The sequence below is a fragment of the Lactococcus sp. UBA7128 genome (assembly GCF_002492185.1).
Taxonomy (GTDB): Bacteria; Bacillota; Bacilli; order Lactobacillales; family Streptococcaceae; genus Lactococcus; species Lactococcus muris.
The window spans coordinates 1-8,944 of sequence record NZ_DKXK01000036.1; the positions used below are offsets into that span (position 1 = coordinate 1).

General features: G+C 35.0%; 5 protein-coding genes. All 5 read left to right on the forward strand.

Annotated features, from left to right (window positions below):
- Window positions 1–222: 222 nt before the first annotated feature.
- The 5 genes from B4H39_RS04625 (at window position 223) to B4H39_RS04645 (ending at window position 8,474) form a co-directional block, all read left to right on the forward strand.
- A complete protein-coding gene (locus B4H39_RS04625) occupies window positions 223–2,037 on the forward strand; it encodes a type I restriction-modification system subunit M (RefSeq protein ID WP_251422631.1) in 1,815 nt (604 codons plus the stop codon).
- Window positions 2,034–3,284, forward strand: coding sequence for a restriction endonuclease subunit S (locus B4H39_RS04630; protein WP_251422628.1), 1,251 nt, complete (start codon window positions 2,034–2,036; stop codon window positions 3,282–3,284). The genes B4H39_RS04625 and B4H39_RS04630 overlap by 4 nt, the downstream gene beginning before the upstream one ends.
- Window positions 3,281–3,937, forward strand: coding sequence for a hypothetical protein (locus tag B4H39_RS04635; protein WP_251422625.1), 657 nt, complete (start codon window positions 3,281–3,283; stop codon window positions 3,935–3,937). Before B4H39_RS04630 ends, B4H39_RS04635 begins: the two co-directional genes overlap by 4 nt.
- Before the next feature lie 3 nt (window positions 3,938–3,940).
- A complete protein-coding gene (locus B4H39_RS04640) occupies window positions 3,941–7,000 on the forward strand; it encodes a type I restriction endonuclease subunit R (RefSeq protein ID WP_251422622.1) in 3,060 nt (1,019 codons plus the stop codon).
- Between the two features lie 892 nt (window positions 7,001–7,892).
- The gene (locus B4H39_RS04645; protein ID WP_271327957.1) at window positions 7,893–8,474 is read left to right on the forward strand and encodes a transglycosylase; all 582 of its coding nucleotides are present in this window, start codon (window positions 7,893–7,895) and stop codon (window positions 8,472–8,474) included.
- Window positions 8,475–8,944: the final 470 nt, after the last annotated feature.

Here is an 8,944-nt window from a genome sequence, read left to right on the forward strand (position 1 = left end):
AGAAATAATAAAGTATATTTCAGTTAACATCGGCTTACTAAGATATTATTCAAAATTTATGAGTAACTAAATAGAACTCGTAACTAAACATTAATTATGATAAAATTAGTAATAATATATACGCCAAAAATGACATTAGGTCATCCTTATCTTTGCTACACAGTAAAAGTAAAGAATACTGGTAAAAAGTCCTTTTGTCATTTTGGCTGAAGGGATTTTTTTATGTCTGAAAATATAATTTCGGAAACTACACGTCAGCAACAAACTACAACCAATGTTCAAGAAAAGGCTGCACTCATTTGGGGGACTGCCGATATTTTGCGTGGTTTATACAAGCCTCATGAGTATGGTAAAATTATTCTACCAATGACAGTGATTAAACGGCTTCATGATACACTGGCTCCTACGCGTGATAAAGTACGTGAGACTCTGGAAACCTTGAGTGACATTTCGGTTGAACAAATCAGAAATCGCAAGCTACAAGATGCCTCAGGCTACGCATTTTACAATACCAGTGTCTATACTTTTCAAACCTTACTTTCTGACTCAGAAGGGATTGAAGATAACTTCCGAAACTACATCAAAGGTTTTTCCGAAAATGTTCAAGACATTCTTGAAAACTTTGAATTTGATAAAGAGATTACCAAACTAGCCAATAATGATGCACTTTATGCTGTCGTCCAAGAATTTAACTCTAAAAAAGCAGATCTTGGTGCAGATAAAGTTACAAGCACTGATATGGGTTACATCTTTGAAGAGTTAGTCCGTAAATTCTCAGAAAGTTACAATGAAGAAGCAGGAGCCCACTTTACAAGTCGAGATATTATTTACTTAATGACGGATGTTTTGCTTATCAATGAAAAACCATCAGATGAACAAATTGTTCGTACCATATATGACCAAACAATGGGCACTTCTCAGATGCTCTCTGCGATGACGGAGCGGATTAAAGCGCTTGACGCAAATGCATCCGTTACAACCTTTGGTCAAGAATTAAACCCAGAAACTTATGCGATTGCCAAAGCCGACACGATGATTCGCGGTGGCAACCCGGATAATATGGCTTTGGGTTCAACCCTTTCAAAAGATGCATTTTCAGGCTATACTTTTGATTACTTGATTTCTAACCCACCCTTTGGAATTGACTGGAAAAAAGATAAAAAAGCCGTTGAGGCAGAAGCAGCGACCGGAGATTTGGGACGTTTTGGTGTTGGTACACCAAAAATCTCAGATGGTCAGCTTTTGTTCCAACTTAATGGGATTAAGAAGCTGAAAGATACTGGACGGATGGCAATTATCCATAATGGTTCGGCACTCTTTACTGGAAATGCAGGTGGTGGAGAATCAGCTATCCGGCAGTATGTTATCGAAAATGACTGGCTAGAGGCGATAATCCAACTTCCAACGGATTTGTTCTACAATACAGGAATTTCCACTTATATTTGGGTGATTACCAAGAACAAATCTCCTGAACGTCGTGGTAAAGTACAGTTGATTGATGCAAGTAAAGCTTTCACGAAACGTCGCAAAAATATCGGGAACAAAAGGGTTGATATTTCAGAAACCGAGCGCGAACTGATTCTTCAAGCTTACGGTGAATTTAGAAATAAAGCCTATGTCAATGTGGATACTTCCACAGATAAAATTGTCGAATCTAAGATTTTTTATAATGATTTCTTTGGCTATCGCAAAGTAACCGTGGAAAGTCCATTAAAAGATGAAAATGGTGAATTGGTCTTGAAAAAGGGGAAACGTCAAGCAGACTCTAAACTTCGCGATACTGAGGACATTCCGCTAACTGAAGATGTTGACAGCTATTTCGAGCGAGAAGTACTTCCTTTCAACCCTGAAGCTTGGATTGATGAAAAGAAAACTAAAATTGGCTATGAAATTCCCTTCACGCGACTTTTCTATAAATACCAAGCTCCAGAAAAATCAGATGACATTGCGCTTCGCATTAAGGATATCGAGGCACGCATCATCAAAAACTTTGAAGCCCTTAGTGGACAAGAGGTGGAGGTGGAGGTAGATGGATGAAGATGAAAGATTCTGGTGTTGAGTGGATTGGGGAGATTCCTGAGGATTGGGAAATTATCTCAAGTAAATATTTGTTTTCTGAAAGAAAAGGCAAAATGAAGTCTGGAGATGTTCAATTAACTGCTTCTCAGAAGTATGGGATGATACCTCAGCAGCTTTTTATGAAATTTGCGAAACAAAAGCCAGTAGCACTCGATAAGAATTTCGAAAATTTTAAACATGTCGATAAAGGGGATTTTGTTATTAGCCTTAGAAGTTTTCAAGGAGGAATCGAGTTTTCGGAGTATACAGGTGCTGTATCACCTGCATACACAGTCATAATTCCAAAGTCTAGGAAAATTTATCGTCCATATTATAGGTGGTTGTTTAAAAATATAGCCTATATTCAAGCAATTGGTGCTACATCTGACTCATTAAGAGATGGTAAATCACTCAAATGGTCAAATTTTATTTTAGTTGATGTTCCTGTGCCAAAATTATCTGAACAACAAAAGATTGCCAACTTTCTTGACTCTAAAATAGCTTTGATAGATCAAATTATTGCAGACACTAAGCGTTCCATTGAAGAGTTGAAAGCCTATAAACAATCATTGATTACTGAGGTAGTTACCAAAGGGTTAAAGCATAGCACCGATTTCAGTATTTACTTAACAAAAATAAAATATATTGCTGAAATAGACCCACCATATGATGAAAAAATTGATGAAAATGAATTAGCAACATTTTTACCAATGGATAGATTAAAAAATGGATATTTAATAAATGATACCCAAAAATCTATAAAAGAATTAAAAAATAAATATAGCTATTTTGCTGACGGTGATATTATAATCGCCAAGGTTAGGCCCTCTTTTGAAAACGGTAATTTAGCATTGGCTTCAGGATTAGAAAATGGCTTAGGTTTTGGAACAACAGAAATTTATACAATAAGAAATAAAAAAACAAAGAATTTTAGTTCCCGATATTTAGCTTATTATTTAAGAAATACTGATTTTATTAATCAAGGTTCTTCAACTATGACAGGTGTAGCGGGACTAAAACGCATATCAGCCCAGTTTATTCAGAATTATCATATTCCTAAAATTTCCTTTGAAGAAGGAGAAACGATAGCTGATTTTTTAGATGGAAAGATTAAAAATATAGATGGATTAATTTATGAGAAATTTAATTTGATAAATGAATATGAATCTTACAAAAAATCCCTCATCTACGAATATGTCACAGGTAAAAAGCAGGTCAACAAATGAATCCTAAAGTTCAAATTGAAAAACTGAAAAAAGATTTAGAATGGTTGTTTCATCAATCAATGGTCTTAAAACAAATGTTTAATGCTGCACTAGCTGTCAGTCGAGTTTTTGAAAAAACAGATAGTTTGGCTACTTATGGAGATTATTTTGGTCTAACTCAGAATATAATGATTAGTGATATTCAATTACAGTTAGCAAAGCTATTTGACAAAAACAAGCAGTCCCACTCGATTCCTAAAATTATTGAAACGGCTAATAATCTTTATACTGAAAAATACTTTCAAAGCATGACATATTTTTCAGCTCAATCCTATCAGGATTTAAAATCAGAGTTAGAAGCATTAGCTCATAGATTGAATGAATTAGAGCAACCAATCAAAAACTTAAAAAAACTTCGAGACAAGAATCTGGCACACTTGGACAAATCAGTTGATAGCTTGGACAAACTCATAAATATTTCTAACGATGCTCCAGTGCTTTTGTCGGAAGCTGTCACTTTAATTGATTTTTCTATACAGAGTTTGAGCAAGATAAAGACAATCATGTTTAGCATAGATTCTTCTTTTCAGGAGAAAGATTATGTTTGGGAACTGAGCGAAATAGCTAAAGCCATTGAGGACTATCAGAAAAAAGTTGATAAAGAGTTGGAGTAAAAAATGAAAGACAACGAAAAACGTTTTGAGCAGGACATTGAATCATTCTTAATTTCACCTGCTGGTGGATGGCAAAAGCAAACTTTTCAAGCTAGTCACTATGATGCAAGTAAAGGTTTAGATTTGGATGCTTTAGTAGGCTATATCAAAACCACGCAACCCAAGATGTGGCAACGTTATGAAAAAATGGTGGGAGCAAATCCAGAAAGCTCTTTTTACAAACGCTTTGAGCAAGAAGTCAGCCAACACGGGATTCTTCATGTCTTGCGTAATGGGATAAAAGATCGCGGAGTAAAGTTTAAAGTCGTTCAGTTTAAACCCTCCTCAACTTTAAATCTTGAAACACTAAAAAATTATGAAGCAAATATAACAACAGTGACACGTCAGTTTGCATATAGTCCTTATAATCACAACACACTTGATATGGTGCTCAGTGTCAATGGGATTCCGCTTGTTGCTTTAGAGCTGAAAAATCAATTTAAAGGACAAAGCGTTGAAAATGCTAAACGGCAATTTATGTTTGATCGAGATCCAAATGAAGCCCTTTTCCAGTTTAATCGTCGTATCTTGGTTTATTTCTCAGTAGATTTGCATGAAGCGTGGATGACAACGAAGCTCGCGGGTAAAAAAACCTATTTTTTACCTTTTAATCAAGGCTCAAATGGTGCAGGAAATGTTGGAGGGAAAGGAAATCCAGAAAATCCTAATGGTTATTCTACTGCCTATCTTTGGGAGCGCGTACTTCAAAAAGATGCACTTTTAGATATTGTGCAACGTTTTATGAATCTTGAAATTAAGCATGAAAAAGATTCTAAAGGAAAAGCAGTTGAAAAGAAAACCTTGATTTTCCCACGTTATCACCAGTTAGACGTGGTAACCAAGCTTGTTAGTGATACTAAGTCAAAAGGTTCAGGTCAACACTACTTGATTCAGCACTCGGCAGGTTCTGGGAAATCAAACTCGATTGCGTGGTTAGCCTATCATTTGCAAAAAATTCATGATAAAAATAATCAACCATTGTTCAATTCAGTGATTATTGTGACTGACAGAACAGTACTTGACCGACAGCTGCAAGATACGATTACATCATTTGATGCAACTACAGGCTTGGTCGAAACCATTGGGGATAATAAATCCTCAAAAGACTTACTTAATGCGATAAACGATGGAAAGCAAATCATTATCACAACACTCCAAAAATTCCCAGTGATTTATCAAGATGTTGAATCCACAAAAGGAAAGAAATTTGCAGTTATTGTGGATGAAGCCCACTCTTCTCAGACAGGAAATGCTTCGAAAAAATTGAAAGCAGCTTTGAGTGATCGTGAAGAAGCATTGAAGGAATGGGAGGAGTTTGATGAAGTAGAAGCAGGAAAAGCAAGAGATGAAGAAGATCAGCTTAATGAAACTTTGCTTGGTCAAGGACGCCATGAAAATATCAGCTTTTATGCTTTCACAGCAACACCAAAAGATAAAACTTTAGAAATGTTTGGACAGCGTGCAGAAGATGGACATTTTGAACCATTTCACGTTTATTCCATGCGCCAAGCTATTGAAGAAGGTTTTATTTTAGATGTACTGCAAAACTATATGACCTACCATACGGCATACAAGATTGCAAAACTTGTTCCAGATGACCCAGAATTGCCTAAATCAAAAGCAAGAAGAGCGATTGTCAGATATGCAGAACTCCATCCTTATAATCTTGCTCAAAAGACGGAAATTATGGTTGAAACTTTCCGTGAACGCACGCAACATGCAATCGGTGGTAAAGGTAAAGCTATGGTTGTGACAAGTTCACGTCTTGCAGCTGTACGTTATATGAATGAATTCAAACGTTACATCACTGAAAAAGGCTACACAGATATTAATGCTTTGGTTGCTTTTTCTGGTGAAATTGTTGATGGAGGAGAAACTTTCACTGAATCTAAAATGAATATTTTACCAGATGGTTCTTTGGTGAAAGAAAATCAACTCAAAGAAATTTTTCATACATCAGATTATAATGTATTGATAGTTGCTGAAAAATATCAGACAGGATTTGATGAGCCTTTGCTTCACACCATGTTTATTGATAAAAAACTCCGTGGAGTGAAAGCTGTTCAAACCTTATCACGTTTGAATCGGACGACTGCACAGAAAACGGATACTTTTGTGTTAGACTTTAAAAACACTGCAGAAGAAATCAAAGTGGCTTTCCAACAGTTTTATGAAGTATCTACACTAGATGAAGCAATTGATCCGAATATATTGTACGATGCGAAAGAGAAAATTCGTAAATATAACTTATACAATGACGCAGACATTAAGAAAATCATTGATGTTTTTCAAGTGAGTACAAACAAGCAAGACGATACAATGCTTGGTAAATTATCGAGTAGTTTCCGTCCAATCATTGAACGTTATAATGATATGGAGGAATCAATGCAGTATGAGTTTAGAACACTCTTGCGCGGTTTCCGTGACAAATATAATTATATTTCTCAACTGGTTCGCTTATTTGATCGGGAGTTGTTGGAAGAATCAATCTTTATCAATTATTTAATCACTTTGTTACCAAAAGACAGTGAATATTCAGTGGATATCTCTGATAAAGTCAAAATGGATTACTATAAATTAACTAAAGATTTTGAAGATGAAATTTCACTTGTAAAAGATCAATCTCAAGAATACATGTACCAGCAACAAAAGGGAATTAATCCAACAGTTAAACCACCAGAAGAACGTGATACCTTGACCGAAATCTTGGATAGAATTAATGCACAGTTTCCTGACATTTTTACAGAAGACGATCGTGTGGTTTTGGATATGGTTGTCAAGCAAGTTGTCCAAAATCCGAGTGGGAGACAAAAATCAATGGCAAAAGAAAATGATTTTGCGATGTTCAAACAATCTTTATTTCCAAAAGAGTTTGAAGACATGGTCATTAATCTGGCACAGGTTAGCAATAACACTTTCACGAAGATGTTTTCTAATCAGGGAGTATATGATTTTATACGTGAAATTTCAGCACAAGAAGCTTATAAAAAATGGCGTAGTGATGAAGGTGTAACAAGAAAGTAAAAACATTGCAACTACAAGGGGGTAAAGCTGCTTTATATCAAATTATTTTTTGTTAGTTATTCCAAACTTCTGTGACTATTGTTTTTATTTTTTCAAGGCAATGATGAAATGCATAATGTCCTAATTATATTCGAATTCTAATATAATTTTTATTTTTCTCATGTACAAATTGTAAGTTGTTTTAGTATCGCTTACTTTAGTGGTATAATCAACATAAGAGAAAAGCAGTATTGAAATATTATTTCGATATTTGCTTTTGTCTAAGTACTCCATATCTGTGCATTGGTTCTTTGCCCGCAGATGTGGAGCTTTTTTATTAAGTACATATTGCAACATAAGTTATCTTAACTGAAACAAAAAAACAAAGTAAAATATCCCCACTTATTTTTTGGAAAAGTTTCTAACATCTTTTAATTAAAAAGATGACTCAATACTTTCTCAAATAGACAGAAAGCGCATTAAACAAGCGTTTTTACTATATATTTTTATGCTTTTGTATAATTAAACTTCTGAATATTTTATTTATAAATAGTTTCAATTTCTTTTTGAAAAAAGATTTTTTAAGTTAAGTTTAAGGAAAAGGTCATATAATAAGCCCTCGTGAGTGAAATAAATTTAAACATAAAAATTTAACATCATCTATTTGAATAATGTAACTTAAATTGAGAGGATTTTTATTTTTGTAAATTCGCGGCAGGCAGAAATTTGAATTTTCTTTAAGATACACGTCCATAGCGTGCAATGACGTTAAACTGCTTACGGTAATCCTACACAAGCGTTCAAGACTTTATGATGTGTATGGGAAGTAACCATGATGATAGGGTATATACGGAGGTTCACGATTGAACAACACTCTATGGAATATTCTTAGTGGCGAAATCGAAAGGTCTAAATGAAATTCAGTAAAGTTGCTCTTTCAACTGGTATCATTGCTTCATTTATGTTTAATAGTACTGGTATGGTTCATGCGGACATGCCAAAACAATCTACACATGATGTGGCATTAGAAGTTATTAACGGTAACTATGGTACAGGACAAGAACGTGTCGATTTGCTTACACGTAAAGGTTTTGACTTTGAAGCTGTACAGACAGAAGTTAATAACATTTTGTTAGGAAAAGCTCCAAAAGCACCTGCAGTTGCCAAAAAAGTTGAAAAACAACCTGCTAAATCTAAAGTAGCACAGTCTGTATCTGAACTTGACTTAAGTCAAACCTCTGGTCAGGTAGATATAGAATCTCTTGCCAATCATATGGTTGCTAACACTGCAAATGCAGCAGGCTATTCTGCAAGTGAATGGGCCTATATCATCGAGCATGAGTCCAATGGCCGTGTAGATGCTGCAAATGCAAGTTCAGGCGCTTATGGCTGTTTCCAACTGTTAGGTCACGGTGAATATGCTGGCATGACACTTGCTGAGCAAATCGAAATGGCAAGTCAACTCCCTGCGGGAAGCTGGGTAGTTTACAACTAGGGGATTGAAAAAGATTTTTGATTCCTAGAGTGCTTAATTAAGATTGAACATTCAGGGCTATCACTATTTGTGAAGTCCTTTTTTTGTTGAACAGTATCGGAAAGCCCAGGAGTTCCATCCAAAAGTAGCCCGATACTATAAACTTTGGAGGTGAAAAATAATTTCTCATCTCAGATGCAGGAACAGAAAAATTCAAGATGAAACTTCAAAAGCAGGCCCAATCTTTACAAAATACAGTATTTAAGGGACTTTTTTATATCTTTCCCAATAAGCTAACCGACGATTGAAAATGTAAAAACTTAGAAGAGGAACAAATAAATTTCTGATAAAGTCATTATCATAACAAAACATTATGATAATATTTCATAAATATTAAGTAACATGTTAAAATATGATGAGAGATACCATTGTATTTGGAGAACCCCCCCCAATGACTTATAATCAGGCAACACAACACAACACAACACAAC